19 protein-coding genes are annotated in these 18,049 nt (G+C 35.7%); 15 read left to right on the forward strand and 4 right to left on the reverse strand.

Going from position 1 to position 18,049, the window contains the following annotated elements; all coding sequences use genetic code 11:
• Positions 1-44 precede the first annotated feature (44 nt).
• From LS41612_RS02270 to LS41612_RS02295, 6 genes are all read left to right on the forward strand, one after another.
• On the forward strand, positions 45-1,100 hold the full coding sequence (locus LS41612_RS02270) for a YkvI family membrane protein (protein ID WP_024361371.1): 1,056 nt from the start codon (positions 45-47) through the stop codon (positions 1,098-1,100).
• 288 nt (positions 1,101-1,388) lie between these two features.
• Positions 1,389-2,339 carry an ABC transporter permease gene (locus LS41612_RS02275; protein ID WP_024361370.1) on the forward strand — a complete coding sequence of 317 codons (951 nt, stop codon included), beginning with the start codon at positions 1,389-1,391 and terminating at the stop codon, positions 2,337-2,339.
• Complete coding sequence (locus LS41612_RS02280) at positions 2,332-3,285, forward strand: iron chelate uptake ABC transporter family permease subunit (protein ID WP_024361369.1); 954 nt, start codon at positions 2,332-2,334, stop codon at positions 3,283-3,285. The genes LS41612_RS02275 and LS41612_RS02280 overlap by 8 nt, the downstream gene beginning before the upstream one ends.
• A complete protein-coding gene (locus tag LS41612_RS02285; protein WP_024361368.1) occupies positions 3,282-4,043 on the forward strand; it encodes an iron ABC transporter ATP-binding protein in 762 nt (253 codons plus the stop codon). The genes LS41612_RS02280 and LS41612_RS02285 overlap by 4 nt, the downstream gene beginning before the upstream one ends.
• Before the next feature lie 59 nt (positions 4,044-4,102).
• Positions 4,103-5,110, forward strand: coding sequence for a siderophore ABC transporter substrate-binding protein (locus LS41612_RS02290; RefSeq protein ID WP_024361367.1), 1,008 nt, complete (start codon positions 4,103-4,105; stop codon positions 5,108-5,110).
• A gap of 1 nt (position 5,111) precedes the next feature.
• Positions 5,112-5,426, forward strand: coding sequence for an antibiotic biosynthesis monooxygenase family protein (locus LS41612_RS02295; protein ID WP_024361366.1), 315 nt, complete (start codon positions 5,112-5,114; stop codon positions 5,424-5,426).
• A 155-nt stretch (positions 5,427-5,581) separates the two neighbouring features.
• On the opposite strand, the gene LS41612_RS02300 is transcribed toward LS41612_RS02295, so the two are convergent.
• Positions 5,582-6,226: a hypothetical protein gene (locus LS41612_RS02300; protein ID WP_029747106.1), complete on the reverse strand. Its 645-nt coding sequence runs from the start codon at positions 6,224-6,226 to the stop codon at positions 5,582-5,584.
• Positions 6,227-6,592: 366 nt separating this feature from the next.
• On the opposite strand from LS41612_RS02300, the gene LS41612_RS02305 reads away from it, so the two are divergent.
• The 8 genes from LS41612_RS02305 (at position 6,593) to zupT (ending at position 13,838) form a co-directional block, all read left to right on the forward strand.
• Entirely contained in the window at positions 6,593-7,495 is a 903-nt protein-coding gene (locus tag LS41612_RS02305) for a polyprenyl synthetase family protein (RefSeq protein ID WP_024361364.1), read from the forward strand.
• Between the two features lie 12 nt (positions 7,496-7,507).
• Positions 7,508-7,666 carry a competence pheromone ComX gene (gene comX / locus LS41612_RS02310; RefSeq protein WP_024361363.1) on the forward strand — a complete coding sequence of 53 codons (159 nt, stop codon included), beginning with the start codon at positions 7,508-7,510 and terminating at the stop codon, positions 7,664-7,666.
• Between the two features lie 23 nt (positions 7,667-7,689).
• Positions 7,690-9,957, forward strand: coding sequence for a sensor histidine kinase (locus tag LS41612_RS02315; protein ID WP_029747105.1), 2,268 nt, complete (start codon positions 7,690-7,692; stop codon positions 9,955-9,957).
• A complete protein-coding gene (locus LS41612_RS02320; RefSeq protein WP_229389892.1) occupies positions 9,941-10,555 on the forward strand; it encodes a response regulator in 615 nt (204 codons plus the stop codon). Before LS41612_RS02315 ends, LS41612_RS02320 begins: the two co-directional genes overlap by 17 nt.
• 434 nt (positions 10,556-10,989) lie before the next feature.
• A complete protein-coding gene (locus LS41612_RS02325) occupies positions 10,990-11,889 on the forward strand; it encodes a hypothetical protein (RefSeq protein ID WP_024361360.1) in 900 nt (299 codons plus the stop codon).
• 37 nt (positions 11,890-11,926) lie between these two features.
• A complete protein-coding gene (locus tag LS41612_RS23635) occupies positions 11,927-12,061 on the forward strand; it encodes a hypothetical protein (protein ID WP_255313803.1) in 135 nt (44 codons plus the stop codon).
• Positions 12,062-12,154: 93 nt separating this feature from the next.
• Complete coding sequence (locus LS41612_RS02330; RefSeq protein ID WP_024361359.1) at positions 12,155-12,769, forward strand: phosphatase PAP2 family protein; 615 nt, start codon at positions 12,155-12,157, stop codon at positions 12,767-12,769.
• A gap of 259 nt (positions 12,770-13,028) precedes the next feature.
• The gene (gene zupT / locus LS41612_RS02335) at positions 13,029-13,838 is read left to right on the forward strand and encodes a zinc transporter ZupT (RefSeq protein ID WP_024361358.1); all 810 of its coding nucleotides are present in this window, start codon (positions 13,029-13,031) and stop codon (positions 13,836-13,838) included.
• Positions 13,839-13,887: 49 nt separating this feature from the next.
• Here zupT and LS41612_RS02340 read toward each other — a convergent pair whose 3' ends face one another.
• From LS41612_RS02340 to thrC, 3 genes are read right to left on the reverse strand one after another with little or no spacing between them, the layout of a single operon-like run.
• On the reverse strand, positions 13,888-14,553 hold the full coding sequence (locus LS41612_RS02340) for a 2-hydroxy-3-keto-5-methylthiopentenyl-1-phosphate phosphatase (protein ID WP_024361357.1): 666 nt from the start codon (positions 14,551-14,553) through the stop codon (positions 13,888-13,890).
• Between the two features lie 52 nt (positions 14,554-14,605).
• Positions 14,606-15,499, reverse strand: coding sequence for a homoserine kinase (thrB, locus tag LS41612_RS02345; protein WP_024361356.1), 894 nt, complete (start codon positions 15,497-15,499; stop codon positions 14,606-14,608).
• A complete protein-coding gene (gene thrC, locus LS41612_RS02350; protein WP_024361355.1) occupies positions 15,496-16,548 on the reverse strand; it encodes a threonine synthase in 1,053 nt (350 codons plus the stop codon). The genes thrB and thrC overlap by 4 nt, the downstream gene beginning before the upstream one ends.
• A gap of 204 nt (positions 16,549-16,752) precedes the next feature.
• Here thrC and LS41612_RS02355 point away from each other — a divergent pair, with 204 nt between their 5' ends.
• Positions 16,753-17,967 carry a niacin permease NiaP gene (locus LS41612_RS02355; protein ID WP_024361354.1) on the forward strand — a complete coding sequence of 405 codons (1,215 nt, stop codon included), beginning with the start codon at positions 16,753-16,755 and terminating at the stop codon, positions 17,965-17,967.
• The last annotated feature ends 82 nt before the right edge of the window (positions 17,968-18,049 follow it).

Below are 18,049 nucleotides of genomic sequence, written 5' to 3' on the forward strand. Positions count from 1 at the left end.
ATCATGATTGTTAGTATTGCATAAATAGTCGAGGAGAGAAGTGATTGAAAAAGAGCTTACAAATCGGCGGTGCTTATGTAGGAATTATCGTCGGTGCGGGGTTTGCATCAGGACAAGAAATCATTCAGTATTTCACGAGTTATGGCAATAAGGGGATTTTAGGTGCTCTTTTAGCGACACTATGGTTTGCCTTTGTGGGAATGTGTACAGCACAAATTAGTTCGAGGTTGCAGACAACGTCCCATAAGGATTTGATTTATCAAATTTCAGGTAATACGATTGGTTTTTTAATGGACTTTGTTCTATCGCTATTTTTGTTTGGTGTATCAGTTATTATGTTTGCTGGTGCTGGCGCTACGTTTGAGCAAATGTTTGGACTACCCGTATGGCTGGGGAGCATTTGTATGATTGCCCTCACCATGATGACAGTAATGATGAATGTAAAAAGCATTATTAATATTATTGCAATTGCAACGCCTTATTTATTAGCTGTTGTTACGATTATTGCAGTCTATTCAATAGCTACGATGGATTTATCGTTTGCGGAGCAAGCAACAATAGCAGAACAGCAATTACAAACATCCTCTAAAAGCTGGTGGGTAACGGCGTTGCTGTATATGTCTTTTAATATCGGCGTATGCTTCTCCCTCCTTACAGTGATGTGTGGCGCAATCCGTAATGAACGAATTGCAGGTATGGGTGGCATTATTGGGGGACTGTTGTTAGGCGCGCTCATTCTACTTATTCATTTTTCTCTTCTAGCTAAAATGAACGTTATTGTCGGGTTGGATATTCCAATGTTAGCATTGGCGAATGAAATTCATCCAATCGTAGGTTTATTAATGTCATTTTCATTATTAGGGATGATTTACAATACGGCGGTAGGGATGTTTTATTCGTTTACGGTACGATTTTTTAAACCAACAAAGCCTAGCTTTAAAGTTGCTGTAATTTTTATGGGTGGTTTAGGATTTTTGGCAAGCTTAGTGGGCTTTACGACACTTGTATCAAAATTATATGCAGTGATGGGCTATGTAGGATTTATTTTGGTGGGGTCTATTATTTTTGCGTGGTTACGAGGCATAAGACGAGTAGTGTAAATAAAAGGTAATTGAGAAGGATAAGCTATGCCATTCTCAATTACCTTTTTATTTTGGAAGAACTTGCGGGTTGGGGAGCGCGTTGAAATGCATCAAAAAATAAGTCGTTTAGCCAATATTATTGTTGAAAAATCAAAGTTTTCAAGTATTTCCAACTAAAACGAGAACAATTCTCAATAGTTGGTTGACTGATAATAGAAAGATGCTTATAATGAGAATCGTGAGTAATGATAATCATTTTCATCCGATAATTAATTACAAGCAAAAATGAATCTACCGGGGATTACAATGAAAATAAGATATCTTTTAACAGCAACTGTTGTGTTGTCTATTGTGTCGCTATTTATTGGTGTAGTAAATATTAAACCAAGTGACTTATTAGACTTCGGTTCAGAAGAAACTAGACTATTTATTATTAGTCGTGTACCAAGACTTGTAGCAATTTTGCTAGCAGGTGCAGGTATGAGTATTGCTGGTTTAATTATGCAAAGCTTAAGTAGGAATAAGTTCGTGTCACCAACTACAGCAGGAACTTTAGATGCTACGAAATTAGGTGTCCTAATTTCAATGATGTTTTTTACAAATGTCACGTACTTCCAAAAAATTTCCTTCGCTTTCATATTTGCTTTAGCCGGCACATTATTGTTTATGCAAATATTAAATCGAATAAAGTTTAAAGATGCGATTTTTATACCGCTTATTGGCTTAATGTTCGGAAATATTCTTTCGTCGATTACGACATTCTTTGCGTATAAGGCAGATATAATTCAAAACATTACTGCATGGTTACAAGGAGATTTCTCTTTAATAATGAAAGGTCGTTATGAGCTTTTATACATAAGTGTACCTGTTCTAATTTTAGCTTACATTTATGCGAATCGTTTCACAGTGGCTGGAATGGGTGAAGATTTTGCAAAAAATCTTGGTCTTTCCTATAAATTCGTTGTGAATTTAGGTCTAGTGTTAGTAGCACTCGTAACAACTACGGTGGTATTAACTGTTGGTATGATTCCTTTCCTTGGATTAATTATTCCAAATATCATATCGCTATTCAAAGGGGATAACCTTGCAAAGACATTACCACATACAGCATTACTCGGAATGTCATTCCTATTATTATGTGATATTTTAGGACGCGTCTTGATTTTCCCTTACGAAATTCCGATTAGTATGACGGTCGGCGTCATCGGAAGTGCCATCTTCCTATTTATGTTGTTTAGGGGGAGAGCATATGCGTAACCGTACCAAAATGTTGATATTACTAGGATTAGCAGTAATTGCTATGTTACTGTATGTCTTTTATGAACTAAATGGGAACTATCATTATGCGTTCCCTCGTCGCCTCATTAAAGTGGTGGCGATGGCATTAACGGGAATTGCCATTGCGTATTCCACAGTGGTATTCCAAACGATTACACATAATCGGATATTAACACCAAGTGTTATGGGACTTGATGCGTTATATATGATGGTGCAAACAATTATTTATTACTTCTTTGGCTCTATGTCCATATTCGTTATTAATGCGCAATATAATTTCATGTTAGCTGTTACAGCTATGGTAATTTTTGCACTTATTTTCTATCGGGTATTGTTCAAAGAAGGGAAACGACCGATTTACTTCCTACTGCTAGTCGGAATGATTGTCGGAACGTTTTTAGGAAGTGTCACAACATTCTTCCAAGTATTAATTGATCCTAATGAGTTCTTAAGTTTACAAAGTAAAATGTTCGCCAGCTTTAATAATGTGAATTCAGATTTAGTATGGTTAGCAGGTTTTGTGATTGTCGGAACTTTTATATACGGATGGCGCCATATGAGCCAACTCGATGTGATGTCCCTTGGTCGTGATACAGCGATAAACTTAGGAGTACCTTATGATAAGCTTGTACAGCGCATGCTTATTCTATCTTCTATATTAATTGCCGTTTCTACAGCTCTTGTTGGGCCTATTACATTCTTTGGCTTAATCGTAGCGAATTTATCGTATCAGTTTTTCAAGACGTACAAGCACTCTGTGTTAATCGCAGGCTCTTGTGTGATGAGTATTGTTGCTTTAGTCGGTGGACAGTGGATGGTCGAGCGTATTTTTAACTTCGATACAACACTTAGCGTCATTATAAACTTTGTAGGTGGTGTGTACTTCATCTACTTATTATTGAAGGAAAGTAGGTCAGCAGGATGATCCAAGTAAAAGAGATTTCTAAGTTTTTTGGGAAAAAGCCGGTCATTCAAGATGTTAGTGTAGACGTTGCACCAGGAAAAATTACGTCTTTTATCGGACCAAATGGTGCAGGTAAATCAACATTGCTTTCAATGGTAAGCCGTTTACTGAATGCAGACACTGGAGAAGTACTACTGGATAAATCGGATGTGCGTCGCTGGAAATCCGATGACTTTGCAAAGCGCGTATCGATTTTAAAGCAATCAAACTACATGAATGTACGTCTAACAATACGCGAACTTGTATCATTTGGTCGTTTTCCTTATTCAAAAGGGAACCTAAAACCAGAGGATGAGCAAAAAATAGATGAGGCAATACAATATATGAATTTAGACGATATTCAGCATAACTACTTGGATGAATTATCGGGTGGTCAGCGTCAACGGGCATTTATTGCAATGGTCATTGCGCAGGACACCGACTATATTCTATTAGATGAGCCACTTAACAATTTGGACATGAAGCATTCCGTGCAAATCATGAAAATATTGCGTAAGTTGGTCGATGAGTTAGGAAAAACAGTTGTCATTGTTTTACATGATATTAACTTTGCATCTGTCTATTCTGATCATATCGTCGCTTTAAAAAATGGACGTGTTGTAAAAGATGGTCCAACGAATGACATTATTAACTCAGATGCATTAAAGGAAATCTATGATATGGATATCCCTGTTCAAGAGCAGAATGGCTGTCGCATTTGTGTCTATTTTAACTCATAGTAATAATAGATAGTCCTACCTATCTAAAAATATAAAAACAATTAAAGGAGCATTTCACAATGAAAAATTGGAAATTACTTACTGTGCTAATGGCAATGATGCTTTTAGTATTAGCTGCTTGTAGTTCGAAAGAAGAATCAAAAGAAGACGATAAAGGTTCAACAGATAATAAACCTGCTGAAGAGCAAAATGAAGCTGCTTCTGCTTACCCAATCACAATCCCAGGTAGTACAATGGGCGAAAATACATTTGAAGAAGTAACACTTAAAGAACAACCAAAAAATATTGTTGTATTTGACTATGGTTTCCTTGATACTTTAGATGCTTTAGGCGTTGACGTTGCAGGTGTGCCACAACAATCAGTACCTAGTTATTTAAGCAAATATGCTGACACTACGTATGTAAACGTTGGTTCTTTAAAAGAGCCTGATTTTGAAGCAATTTCTTCTATGAGCCCAGACATTATTTTTATTTCTGGTCGTCAAGCGGCTGCTTACGAAGAATTATCTAAAATTGCACCAACTGTATTCGTTGGTGTAGATAACGCGAAATTCATGGAATCATTTAAAACAAACACTGAATTAGCTGGTAAAATTTTCGGTAAAGAGAAAGAAGCTGCTGATGCATTTGCTGCATATGAAGCGAAAGTAGAAGAGATCAAAGCAAAAACTGCTTCATCTGAAGACAAAGCTTTAATCGTTTTAGGTAGTGAAGGTTCATTATCTGCGTATGGTCCTGGTTCACGTTTTGGTGTTATTCATGATGTATTTGGTGTAAAAGCTGTTGATGATACAATTAAAGTTGATACACATGGTGATAACGTAAGCTTTGAGTACGTACGTGAGAAAAACCCAGATATGTTATTCGTAGTTGACCGTGATGCGGCAGTTAACCCTGAAGGTGAGTCTGGTACAAAAGCTGCTATTGAAAATGAAATCGTTAGTGCTACTAACGCTGCTAAGAACGGTAAAATTTTCTATCTAAATCCAGAATATTGGTACCTATCAGGTGGCGGTTTATTATCAGAAACTGCAAAAGCTGACGATATTTTAAAGGCGTTTAACTAATATGTTTGTTCAAATTAAGCGTATGGTCGTTACAGAAGGCAATGCCAATAAGGTTGTAGAGCGTTTTGGAGCTAAAAAGGATGGTCCATCACTACTTGAACAGCAACCAGGTTTTATCGATAAGCAAGTCCTTGTAAAAAAAGTACGTCGTGGCGATGAAGAAGTGCTTATTATGGTTCGTTGGGAATCTGAAGAAGCATGGAAAAATTGGGAGAAGAGCCCTGAGCATATTGCTGGTCATAAAGCAAATGCAGGTAAGCCTAAACCTGACTTTATCATTGAAAGCGGACAAGATGTTTACTATGTAAAAGGTTAATAAGAATGGGAGGTGTCACAAGTAATTTGTGGCACCTCTTTTTGCTTTTTAAGATATAGCAATATGTGTGAAGAAGTAGGGAAGAAAAGGATGGTAGGCAAGAGGGTGACTCTGTTTGTGTCACACCTCACCTCGCCATGAATGAAGGTTGTACTTTAATGTTTAATAGAAGTTTTATTCCAGCTATTGAAGGCTGAAGTAATATTAAAAGAAATACCGCTCTCATTAATGCATAATCCAGTAAAATTAGTCGGACAGTAATAATAAGCTTCACTTGCCTTAGTAACAGAATCGAAAGTCTTTGTAGAGGCAATATAATCTGTATTTGTAACATCAGTTGGTAAGTCTGCATTGTTAACGGTATTACTGCCGATGCTATGGTGATTAAGAGATTGTATTTGCTTTCCTCGAGCATACATAATGCTGCAATGAGGAGCTTTATAAATCATCGGGGTATGAAGATTCAAACCAGAAGTTAAAGGACTCACTAAAGACAATAATAATAAATCGTCATCGGACACTTTTACAATCTTATATTGCGCCATATAGGCATCCATTTTTTGCTGAAAAGTATCTTCAAAACCAGATGTATCACAAATGGAGTTAGATAGAGTAGATTTAAGTTTGTATGCTGCTAAAGTTTCTTGATAAGCTCGTTGCTCTGCTTGAATAATTAGTTGTTCAATAGATTGTTGTTCGTGTGAAGGCTTTTTAATAGTGATTTCTTCTGCCGCTACATAAATCGTGCAGGAAAAAGTTTCTGTAAGTATTAGTATAGTGTTATTTACTCCATTAGCCATTTCAATCACTCCTAATTTGGAGAATTTTAAAATTAACATAAGGCAAAAACTCCAGATTGTGTCACATATATTACAGATGAATTTTACCTACCTTAAGCGTAACATCTGTCAGGACGCCATTTCAATGGTCAGTTAACGCCAAAAAATGGCGGTCACTAGTATTATCCCGCCATTTTTTATACTACTTTTTAGCAAAAAACTGGCGTGCTATTTGAAAATACCGCCATTATTTGGCGGTATATATGTTTTTATTATCAGTGATAGGTAGAAAAGGTGAATACTAATTCATTTAACTCGTAAATGATAGAATTAATTACCAAAAATATATATAATATTGAATAATATAATTAAGGAGGAAGAGGGCTATTGAAGGATATAGATGGACGCATTAATGAATCTTTAGACATAATTATTGAAAATGATGCAATGCTTGGTGATGAATTAAAAACAATGCTTAAAAGCTTTAAAGAAGAAAAAGTAGTTACAGGCTATTCGTTTGGCAAACTATGTTTTTGGCATTATGAAGCATTTGTAGATTGTTTGAATGATGATATTTATAAAGTCGCTGCAGCTATTGAACTTCTAATATTGTCCTATGATATTATTGATGATTTACAGGATAAGGATTCTGATTATATTTGGAGCAAAACACCCGAACTTGCATTAAATGTTGCATTAGCCATGCTCGTTATGTCATCTAAGACTATACATAGCACTACTTTTGAACACAAAAATATGGCCCTTCGATTATTACAAGAATATGCTTTGCGAAGTATTAGTGGCCAGCAGTTAGATGTACTCAATGATTGTCGAGATGAGCAATCATATTTACAAATGATTGACCAAAAATCAGGTTCCCTAACAGCGATGAGTTGTGTTATTGGTGAAGTACTTGCCAAAGGAGAAATGACTGCTGAAATAGAAGAATACGGAAAATATATAGGTATTATTCAACAAATAAAAAATGATATTCAAGGTTTAAAAACATGGGGACCTAAGAATGATCTTATAAATAAAAAATATTCGTTACCAATTATTTATCTAATGTCACAAAATAATAGTGTTTCAAAATATGTGATAAACTATTATAATAAAGATATAGTTACATTTTTGGATAAAAATGCTATAGAAAATGAGCTGAAAAATGGTGGCGCAATACGCTATGCCATTACGATGAAGAACCTCTATAAGCTAAAAGCATTGAATAATCTCGAAAATGTTGCTATAAACAAAGTAGGTAAAGAATACCTAATAAAACTAATGAGATGAGGAGAGATTTTTATGATTAATGTAATTCAGTATCTAGAACAAAACCCTGCACTAGTATCACTGTTAAAAGAACAGAAAGTCGCATTAATTGGTTTTTCAGCAACTGAACAACAGGCTATACTTGACTCATTCGAAGAAGAACTATGCCTACAACAAACAATTTGGAACTAAATATAATTATACGAAAATGGTTTATGCTTGCTATAAGTGTTTACATTCTGCTAGGTTTCTACCTACTATATGTTACTTATAGCAAGCCTTATTTGGGTATAGATATAAAAGAAATAAATGGAAACTGGGTAGTGGAAAAATCATATGGACCATTATTGACTGGGCAAAGAATCTCTGCGAACGATATTATTTTAAACATAGATAATGTTCCAATCGACGCTATTCCTTATGTCAAAGATGATTTTGTTATTAGGGCGGCAAATATGTTAACTATTTTGAAGCCTGATGGTCAAATTATCGATGTTGAGGTAAGTAGTTTAGATTTTACTGACCACTTTTATTTTGTATTGGTAATCCCAGCGTGTTATTATTTTTTAACATTTTTTATTGTCCTTTATTTGTATTGTAAACAAAAAAACACCTCGCTATTAAGATTGCTTATTTTATTTATGCTATCGGTCTCTATAGCCTATCTTAGTAGCGGCGCATCTGGCAGTCTAAACAGTATAGGCATTATCGTCAATCGAGGGAGTATGCTATTATGTTTAGTATTGTTTTTACATTTTTTGAGAAATTATTTTATTTTTTTAAAGGCAAATTGGATACTTTCTAACAATATTAAATTATTTTATCTACTACCGATTATAGCCATGCTATTTGGCTACATTGGTATTATTTATTATGACTTGCATGATTTCCTTTCAAATATTGTTTTAACTGTTTTCTTAATTTTCCTTATTACTATACTTGGCATTTTATTGCTAAGCTATTTTAAATATAAATCACCTCAGTTGAAAATTTTGTTAAATGGCGTAATGATTCCTTTTCTTCCATTCTTGTTTCTTTATGCAATTCCACTTATATTATTTAATCGATATATTCTTTCCGCTGAAATCAGTGCTTTATTTTTATTGTTGATTCCATTTAGCTTTATTTTTACTCAACTAGCGGAACGATTATTTGATATTGAATATCACATTACAAGACTTCGGTACTATGTAATATTCTCTTTAATATTTACTTTGTGGTTTGCTTTTGGTTTGTATTGGATCGCTGGGAAATTTTTAACGATGACTGTGATATCAGGTATTTCATTGTTTACTTTTTTATCGTTGGTTGTTCTTTTCTACATAAAAGAGAAGGTCGATTATCGCAAGCGTAAAATATTGTTTTCTACTAAAGGTGATTATATACATCAGTTATATATTGCTGTAGATAGAATCGGCAAAACGATTAAATTAGATGAGCTTCTAGAAAGGTTTGCACAAGAGGTTTCACTGCACCTTGAGCTTGAGCATGTATTTGTATTAACCTATGACTATGACACAAATCAATTTACTTCAATGGTTGAGGGAAAGATTCCTATAAATCCTATGTTAATGGAAGATTTAAGATTAGGAGAAATACGGAAACTTGACAAAGTCTATCTAGCTTTCCTCCATCAAGATGCTCATTACAAAAGAGCCTTAGTATTGGGGCATAATAATTCAATTCATTTAAAAGAAGAAGAGCTACTATGGCTCGAGTTGCTCCTGTTATATGTAAATAATTTTATAGAAAATACAAAAATGGTGGAAGAACTGTTAGAGGAACTAAAGCATATGAAGCAAGCAGATGATGGTCAATTACCTTGGCTAAACAAACTACTGTGGTTAAGGTTTGAAGAGGAAAAATATCAATTAGCTCAAGAATTGCATGATACGAACTTACAAGAGCAACTCCATATTGCTCGAGAAATAGATGTCTTAATAAATGCAAAAGATACAGTAGAAATCCAACAAAAACTTGTAAAGATTCATCAACAAATGGTTACATCTTTACACGATTTAAGAGCTTATTGTGAAAATTTGAAACCCCCGCTATTAGACACACTAGGGCTAAATGCAGCCTTAGAAAAACTCATTCGAAAAGTAACAGAAAGAGCTAGTTTTTTGTTAATCTATACAATCGATCGCCTCTATCTAGAGGATGAGCGAATGAACTTAATGATTTACCGTCTATTTCAAGAATTACTCAACAATGCTATGAAACATTCCTATGCGACAACAGTTGAAATTCATCTTAAGGAAATGGACAATGGATTTGAAATCATTTATCAGGATGATGGGGTAGGCTGTAATGTAAATGATATTATAGTGGCAGAATCGATGGGGATTCGTGGTATGCAAGAGCGTGTAAAAGCCTTTAATGGACACTTTTACATGGATACCCATATTAATAAAGGGATGTCTATTAGAATTACAGTAAAAGAAGGAAGTGACACACTTGATAACGATGCTCATAGTGGATGATCACCCAATTGTGTTAGAGGGAACAAAAAATCTATTTAAAGAAAATGAAGATATTTTAGTGGATACAGAAAGTGATGCAACTTCTGTCATTCCAAAAATTAAAAACAAGCCATATGATATTTATCTTATTGATATCAATATGCCTTTAGAAAATGGCATTCATTTAGCTCGAAATATTAAAGCTCTTCAGGTGGATGCGTCGATTATCCTTTATACAGGGGATGATATTACGGATTATTATCCACTCATTTTGGAAAGAAAGATCGAGGGGATTTTAGCGAAGACAGCATCTAAAGAGCAAATATTACGGACGGTTCGAGCCATTGCCAATGGTGAAATTGTGTTACCAAAAAATTTCTTAGATTTTCTTGATAATCGCTTTAAACTGCAGGATGCAAAGCTCGATATACATTTAAATGAAAAAGAAAAGAAAATTTTAAGATTGATTGCTAAAGGGCATACAAATAAAGCAATAGCGATCGAGTTAAATATTCCTCAGCGAACAACTGAAAGATATTTAACACAGTTATTTTCCCTACTCAATGTAGATTCACGTACAGAAGCAGTAAACCTTGCAGAACGAATGAATTTACTCTAGTTTTAGAATGTGGTACAATATATAAAATTATTGTTATATTTTACTATAAAAGGGTATTTTAGGTGAATACCAAGAGGCATTGCCTATAATTAGAATAATTTTCTGTATTTATAATTCTAAATACCTATTATGTGTATTAAACACCGCCATTTTTTGGCGGTGTTTTTGTATTACCGCCAAATCACGCCAAAAAATCTAGCGAAGTCCGCCAAAAAAGTGGCGTAAACACAACATTGAAATGGTGGTATATGTACTGGTACGCTTAACTTAATCGTGGTTAAGTTTATTTGCCATAGTGCGTAATAGTGTAAGTGTATGGTTCATTAATTAATAAATTACTAATTTGTTTATATAGTAGAAAGTGGATTTTTTTGTAATGTTACTAGCTAGACAGCATATTCAAGATAAAACTTTAATAAAGGTAGGCGTATAATTTGAAAGTAGAACTTGAAAATTTAATCTCTATAGATGAATCTAATAAAGATCAAGTCATTAAAGTTTATAATCGCTATGGTATTTTGGTAGGTGCGCCTGAAATCAGAAAAAGAAATTTGAAGGCATCTTTTAATCCTATTTTTACTTTAAATGAAGATGTGACGTATGAGCAGGTGGCAGCATTATATAAATCATTGGAACATGAATTAGGGATTGTCTCTATTGGAGAACGTTTTTACTTTGATTTTTCGGAGAGCGAGTATGAACAAGCGCCATTATTTACTTTAAATTCTACGGGGAATTCCCCAGAGATGTTTGTAGATGATAAAGGGACTTTATTTTCTATCAGTACGTATTGTAAGCAGTGTGGTCTAATGGAAAAAGAGCAACTCTCACCATTAGTCATTGATACTTCGCAAATGAAAGATCGTCATTTAGTCCATGTAAGTGGGTACTGGGTAGCTTCCGAAGAATTAGTGGCACTAATGAAGCAAGCTAAAATTGAGGGCTATGAACTATTGGAAGTAATGCATAGCGGATCAGAAGTTGGAAAACAGCCTGCATATCAAATAATCCCAACACAGATAATGCCTGGATGTAGCGCTGAAAGAATTAAACTGTATTTTGCTACTGAACAACCACCTTGCAAATGTGGGTTAAGCGGTGTCATTAATGGTCCTGATATTTATGATTGTAACGATATAATAACTTTAAGTGGTGATGTATTTTATTCTTCTGAATGGAGTCATGATGGCAGATATCTGTACAGAAAAACACTATTTAGTAGAAAGTTCAGGGAGTTAATTATTAATAATCGTATTTCTAGAGAAGTTAGAGGAGAAAAAGATCAAAACTTTGGACCGAAAGATTGGTTATTTGACCCAGTATTATTAAAATAGTCTGAAGAATGAAATATCAGAGGTTTGGAGAGTGCTGATGTTGTTTAGAAAAATACTACCTATAATAGCTATTTTATTTATTGTTGCATTAGCACTTTCAAATTACTTCAATAAATCGGATGAAGCATCTATTCGACTAGCTCGTGATATTAAGTGTTTACTGATGCTATAAATGCCGAAATATATGAATATACTCCTCTATTTCACGTAATTATGGTATGATGTGAAAAAACAATTCGTGAATGTATTTTGAGGTGAAATTTTGATAAAAAAATGGGCATTTCCATTAGCAATAGTAACGCTAATCGCTTTTTTTATGCTGCGGTTAACATATCAGGGTGAGACAATTTTTAATTTTGATACAAAAGTGGCAGACATATTATTTGGTAATCCGTTTATCGAAGCTTTTCATTATATCGGTGAGCCGAGTTTTGTCATTACCGTTGCGCTTATATTAATGGTGTATTTAGCATGGAGGGTAAAAAATTACCGAGGCATGCTATTTGTTTTGTTAACATTTGCAGGAGGTAATGTACTGAATCAATTGCTAAAAAAATGGATTCAACGACCTCGACCAGAAATAGAAGATCAATTAACATCGTTTAGTTTTCCATCAGGACATGCTATGTCAGGCATTTTGTATTTGTTTACCGTTGCTTATTTGTTATCTGAAAATAACAGCAAAGCACGTCAAATACAGCTTTGGGTAGGGGCAATTGCACTGACAATACTTATTGGTCTATCACGTATAGCAGGTGCGCGCCATTTTGCTTCTGATGTACTAGCTGGCTGGTGCGTCGGTTACACATGGTTTATCATTTGTGTACTTTGGTATGAGCGACGTAAACGATTATATAAAAAGAATACTATAAAACAATAGTACTAATGTGAGCAGTACCCTTCAAAGGGTGCTGCTCTTTTTAAGTATTGCTAGTCGAATGACGTGCCTATGTTTACGTAATAGAATAGCGTAATATGGCGTGTGCTTTTGCGGACAGTCCTTTATTGGGACTACTTCCTTTATATGAGAAAATTATTAAGTTTTTGTATAGAATATTTACCTAGTAAAAAAGAATTGCTTCTAGGAAACTTTTAAGCTAAGATGAGTACAATAAGAAAAAGAGAAAAGGAAGAAGGACTTGGAAGGATCAATATTATTCGCCTTAGGGTTAACCCTTTTTGCTGGACTTGCAACAGGAGTAGGGAGCTTAATAGCATTTTTTACATCACGCACAAATACAAAATTTTTATCAATAGCCCTTGGATTTTCCGCTGGTGTTATGATTTATGTATCACTTGTGGAAATATTCGTAAAAGCAAAAGATGCTTTAACGAATGCTTTAGGTACAACTAACGGTTATTGGTTGACGATAGCAGGTTTCTTTGGCGGAATGTTATTTATAGCATTGATTGATAAATTTATTCCAAAATCGACTAATCCCCATGAGGTTAAGCTTGTTGAAGATGTTAATGCCGTAAAACCACAGGTAGATGAAAACCATCTGATGAAGATGGGGGTTTTCACTGCTCTTGCCATTGGGATTCATAATTTCCCTGAAGGTATTGCGACGTTTATGTCCGCAATAAACGATCCGAATGTTGGTATTGCTATTGCAATTGCTGTAGCCATTCATAATATACCAGAGGGAATTGCTGTATCAGTACCTATTTTTTTTGCTACAGGCAATCGTAGAAAAGCGTTTAAACTATCTTTTTTATCAGGGTTAGCAGAGCCTGTTGGTGCGCTAGTAGCATATTTGCTATTAATGCCTTTTTTAACAGACGTCATGTTTGGGATTGTATTTGCCGGTGTTGCCGGAATTATGGTCTTTATATCATTAGATGAGCTACTCCCCGCTGCACAGCGCTACGATGAAACACATTTATCGATGTATGGATTAGTTGCAGGAATGGCTGTAATGGCTATTAGTCTAGTATTATTAGCATAATTAAATGAAAAAGGAATCTAGTCAATGGATATCGGCTAGATTCCTTTTTTTATACTTCTATTAATTTCTTAACTGTTTCCAAGCAATCATAAAAAGTGTTAAATGGCTCATAAGGAACTTGTAAATCTTTACAGTGGTCAAGTAACTGTTCTCTAGCTAATACTAAATCCGCTTGTTTAGCAGCTTCAAAATCAGAAATAGAGTCACCAATAACAATTTTGAAATGATCGGGCTGTGTCACTTTACGCATGACAGTTGGTTTACAGCAACCGCAACTTTGAGTTGTAAACTTTGCACATTGTGCATCGCAGCTATTTAGATAAACAATAGTAATCTGCTCTCCAGAAAAGTCAGCACTATTGCAATAAACCCCTGAAAATGGACCAAACTTTTCAAGCATTGGTTGTATGAAAAAATCGACCCCTCCGCTGACAATATAAAATGGAATATTGTGTTCCTGTGCATAATGAACGAATTCTCTAAAGCCTTCACGAATTACAGCGGTCTCCAGTAAATATTGAATGATGTCATCTTTTTGGTTAGTCGATAATAGTTCAAACATAGCTGTAATGCCGTCTTTAAAGCTTATTGTTTGGGCCATCATCGCCTTCGCAATTTTTTCAGATTGTTCAGGGACAAAATGCGTCATAAGTGAGACGATATTATCTGTTTCGGTTATAGTACCGTCAAAGTCGCAAAATATAATTGGTTTCAAGTTACAGCCTCCTTCAAGAAAAAACGCCTACTTTGAAGTAGACGTTGTAAATTTATATTACTTGTACACCATGCTCATCGGCCTTCGTTAGAATGATATGATGTTCTGGGAATTTTGCTTGCATTGTTGCAACAAAGCCTTCGGCAATAGCAGTAGGGATGATGGAAATGAGTGTTGGACCAGCTCCACTTAATGCTGTACCATAAGCACCATTTGCTTTTGCAGCTTCTTTAATCTCCGCATATTGTGGTATTAATGTTGAACGGAAAGGCTCATGGAACAAATCAGCTTCCATATAGTGCCCAGCACGTTCAAAATCTCGAACCATTAACGATGCAGCTAGCATATTTGCATTTGCAGAAGCACGTACTGCATAAGCCCGATCAAATTGTTTTGGTAAGACCGAGCGTGACTCACTCGTTTTCAACTCCACATCAGGGACATAAACAACAAATGAAGCATTGATATCATTGACATGGAAAGTATCTACAATACCGTTTTCATCCATTGAAGATATAGTCAAGCCTCCAAGTACTGAGGCAGTAGCATTATCAGGATGCCCTTCAATCTGAGAAGATAGATTTAACTTGTCTTGCACAGTTAACTTCAAATCGCATAATTGGTTGGCTAGTTCAATACCTGCAACAATAACGGCTGCACTACTGCCCAAACCACGAGCTAAAGGAAGTTCGCTTGCCATTTCAACACGGCAAGTAGGTAAATTCTTCTTATACTGATCAGCGATTTTTTTGGCAATAATGTATAGTAAATGTTGCTCAAGCTCAAATTCACTAGGACCGTTGTCATCGAGATGTATAATCTCCCAACTATCCTGTAGGGAAACATCTAATTTCAAGTAAAGAGACAAGCCGAGTCCAATAGAATCAAAGCCAGGGCCTAAATTGGCTGTGCTCCCAGGAACGGTGATTTGCCACTTTTTACTCATAGTACGCCCTCGATATATTTGCGGATTTCTTCTTCATCATTTTTTAGAGCAACAACGTCTACTGTTGAAACGTTCATTGCCGTGTCAGGATCTTTTAAGCCGTTACCAGTAAAGACTGTCACGACTTTTGAGCCTTTGACAATTTTACCGTTTTCAACAGATTTAATAACACCTGCTAATGATGCAGCTGAACCAGGCTCAACAAAAATGCCTTCCGTTCCTGCAATTAGCTTATAAGCTGCTAAAATTTCTTCGTCTGTTACAGAGTCAATAATGCCGCCAGACTCATCTCGTGCTGCTTCAGCATACTGCCAGCTAGCAGGGTTACCGATACGGATAGCTGTTGCAACTGTTTCTGGGTTAGCGATTGGTTCACCTTTTACAATTGCTGCGGCACCTTCTGCTTCAAAGCCGTACATTTTTGGTAAACCTGAAGCTTTGACATCATTATATTCTTTAAAGCCTTTCCAGTAAGCAGTAATATTTCCTGCGTTACCTACTGGAATGCATAAATAGTCTGGAGCAGATCCTAAAGCATCTACAATTTCAAAAGAAGCTGTTTTTTGCCCTTCAATGCGATATGGGTTAACTGAGTTAACAAGTGCTACAGGTGTTGTTTCACTCACTTGACGCACGATGTTTAATGCATCATCGAAATTACCATCAATTTCAATAATTTTTGCACCATACATTGTCGCTTGTGCTAATTTACCAAGGGCTACTTTCCCTTTAGGAATCACAACAATAGATTGGATACCTGCACGTGTTGCATAAGCTGCAGCAGCCGCTGAAGTATTGCCTGTTGAGGCACAAATAACACATTTACTACCATCTTCAATAGCCTTGGCTACGGCAAATACCATACCGCGATCTTTGAAAGAACCAGTTGGATTTGCACCTTCTATTTTACCATACAGCTCAATACCAAGCTGTTTAGAAAGATTAACTAAATGTATAAGAGGCGTATTGCCTTCGTTTAATGTTAGAGCAGGTGTATTTTCTGTTACGGGTAAAAATTGTTTATATTCTTCAATAAGGCCTTTCCACATAACGTAACGATCTCCTTTTGTTCTTATAGAAAGAACAGTTGTTTTTGTATAAGAGACATTTTAACGCAAATGACCATCTATTTTCAATAGCAATTAATAAATTGTCTAAACAATTCGGTCATTTGAATTTTACTTGTCACTTTCTTGAAACAACTGTATAGTAAACTCGTAATGTAAAGTCAAGTGTAAAGACAGGTGGTTAAGATGACAACAATTAAGCAAGAACAATCTATATCACGTAACAAGCTTTTGGGTGTAGCAGGTGTTGGCTGGCTCTTTGATGCAATGGACGTCGGTATTTTATCTTTCGTTATTACAGCGCTCGCGGTAGATTGGGATTTAACTAAAAGTCAGATGGGTTGGATTGGCAGTGTTAATTCTATAGGAATGGCAGTTGGCGCACTCATCTTTGGTATTTTTGCAGATAAAGTCGGTCGTAAGCAAGTGTTCATGTGGACGCTTATATTATTTTCTGTGGCAAGTGGTATTTCGGCATTTACAACAACTTTAATCGCATTTATGGCATTACGCTTTTTAGTAGGGATGGGGCTCGGTGGAGAGCTACCGGTAGCATCTACTCTTGTTTCTGAAAGTGTGGAGGCAAAGGAACGTGGAAGAGTAGTGGTATTACTAGAGAGCTTTTGGGCAGCAGGCTGGCTTATTGCCGCACTGATTTCTTATTTTGTTATCCCGACATGGGGCTGGCGTGTCGCTTTGTTGTTAACAGCAATTCCAGCAGTGTACGCTATATACCTGCGTTGGCATTTACCTGATTCACCACAGTTTACTGCGAAGGCTGAATCTAAAAAACGTAGCATTTTTCTCAACATACGTGATGTATGGTCGAAAAAATATGCCCGTTCGACACTTATGCTATGGGTGCTATGGTTTACAGTAGTATTCTCGTATTACGGTATGTTTTTATGGTTACCGAGTGTAATGGTCGGAAAAGGTTTTGATATGATTACTAGCTTTAAGTATGTGTTGATTATGACTTTAGCTCAGCTTCCGGGTTACTTTACAGCGGCATGGTTTATTGAAAAATTTGGACGCAAATTTGTACTTGTTTCCTATTTAATTGGAACCGCTGTAAGTGCTTTCATTTTTGGTAATGCAGAAACAATGGCGGTGCTATTAACATCTGGGATGCTATTATCATTCTTTAATTTAGGCGCGTGGGGTGCACTCTATGCTTATACACCAGAACAGTACCCAGCCGTTATTCGTGGTACAGGTGCAGGAATGGCTGCCGCAGTTGGACGAATTGGCGGTATTTTCGGTCCATTATTGGTAGGATCATTACTAACAGCAGGCTATGATATCGGTTTTATTTTTGCAATTTTTTGTGGTGCTATCATTATAGGGGTTATTGGTGTCATATTTTTAGGCACAGAAACGAAACAAATGGAACTGGAATAGTAAACATAAGGAAAGTCTTGGGTTCAATTTGAATCCAAGACTTTTTTAAAATCTGCTTTATTAAATACATAAAAATTATGTT

It is taken from the genome of Lysinibacillus sphaericus (genome assembly GCF_002982115.1).
GTDB lineage: Bacteria > Bacillota > Bacilli > Bacillales_A > Planococcaceae > Lysinibacillus > Lysinibacillus sphaericus.

Bases quoted from the DNA above. Each gene is read 5' to 3' on its own strand.
- thrC (WP_024361355.1), bottom strand. From the start codon at position 16,548: ATGTGGAAAGGCCTTATTGAAGAATATAAACAATTTTTACCCGTAACA.
- LS41612_RS02275 (WP_024361370.1), top strand. From the start codon at position 1,389: ATGAAAATAAGATATCTTTTAACAGCAACTGTTGTGTTGTCTATTGTG.
- thrB (WP_024361356.1), bottom strand. From the start codon at position 15,499: ATGAGTAAAAAGTGGCAAATCACCGTTCCTGGGAGCACAGCCAATTTA.
- LS41612_RS02320 (WP_229389892.1), top strand. From the start codon at position 9,941: ATGCTCATAGTGGATGATCACCCAATTGTGTTAGAGGGAACAAAAAAT.
- LS41612_RS02285 (WP_024361368.1), top strand. From the start codon at position 3,282: ATGATCCAAGTAAAAGAGATTTCTAAGTTTTTTGGGAAAAAGCCGGTC.
- comX (WP_024361363.1), top strand. From the start codon at position 7,508: ATGATTAATGTAATTCAGTATCTAGAACAAAACCCTGCACTAGTATCA.
- LS41612_RS02300 (WP_029747106.1), bottom strand. From the start codon at position 6,226: ATGGCTAATGGAGTAAATAACACTATACTAATACTTACAGAAACTTTT.
- LS41612_RS02355 (WP_024361354.1), top strand. From the start codon at position 16,753: ATGACAACAATTAAGCAAGAACAATCTATATCACGTAACAAGCTTTTG.
- LS41612_RS23635 (WP_255313803.1), top strand. From the start codon at position 11,927: ATGTTGTTTAGAAAAATACTACCTATAATAGCTATTTTATTTATTGTT.
- LS41612_RS02290 (WP_024361367.1), top strand. From the start codon at position 4,103: ATGAAAAATTGGAAATTACTTACTGTGCTAATGGCAATGATGCTTTTA.
- LS41612_RS02280 (WP_024361369.1), top strand. From the start codon at position 2,332: ATGCGTAACCGTACCAAAATGTTGATATTACTAGGATTAGCAGTAATT.
- LS41612_RS02315 (WP_029747105.1), top strand. From the start codon at position 7,690: ATGCTTGCTATAAGTGTTTACATTCTGCTAGGTTTCTACCTACTATAT.
- LS41612_RS02295 (WP_024361366.1), top strand. From the start codon at position 5,112: ATGTTTGTTCAAATTAAGCGTATGGTCGTTACAGAAGGCAATGCCAAT.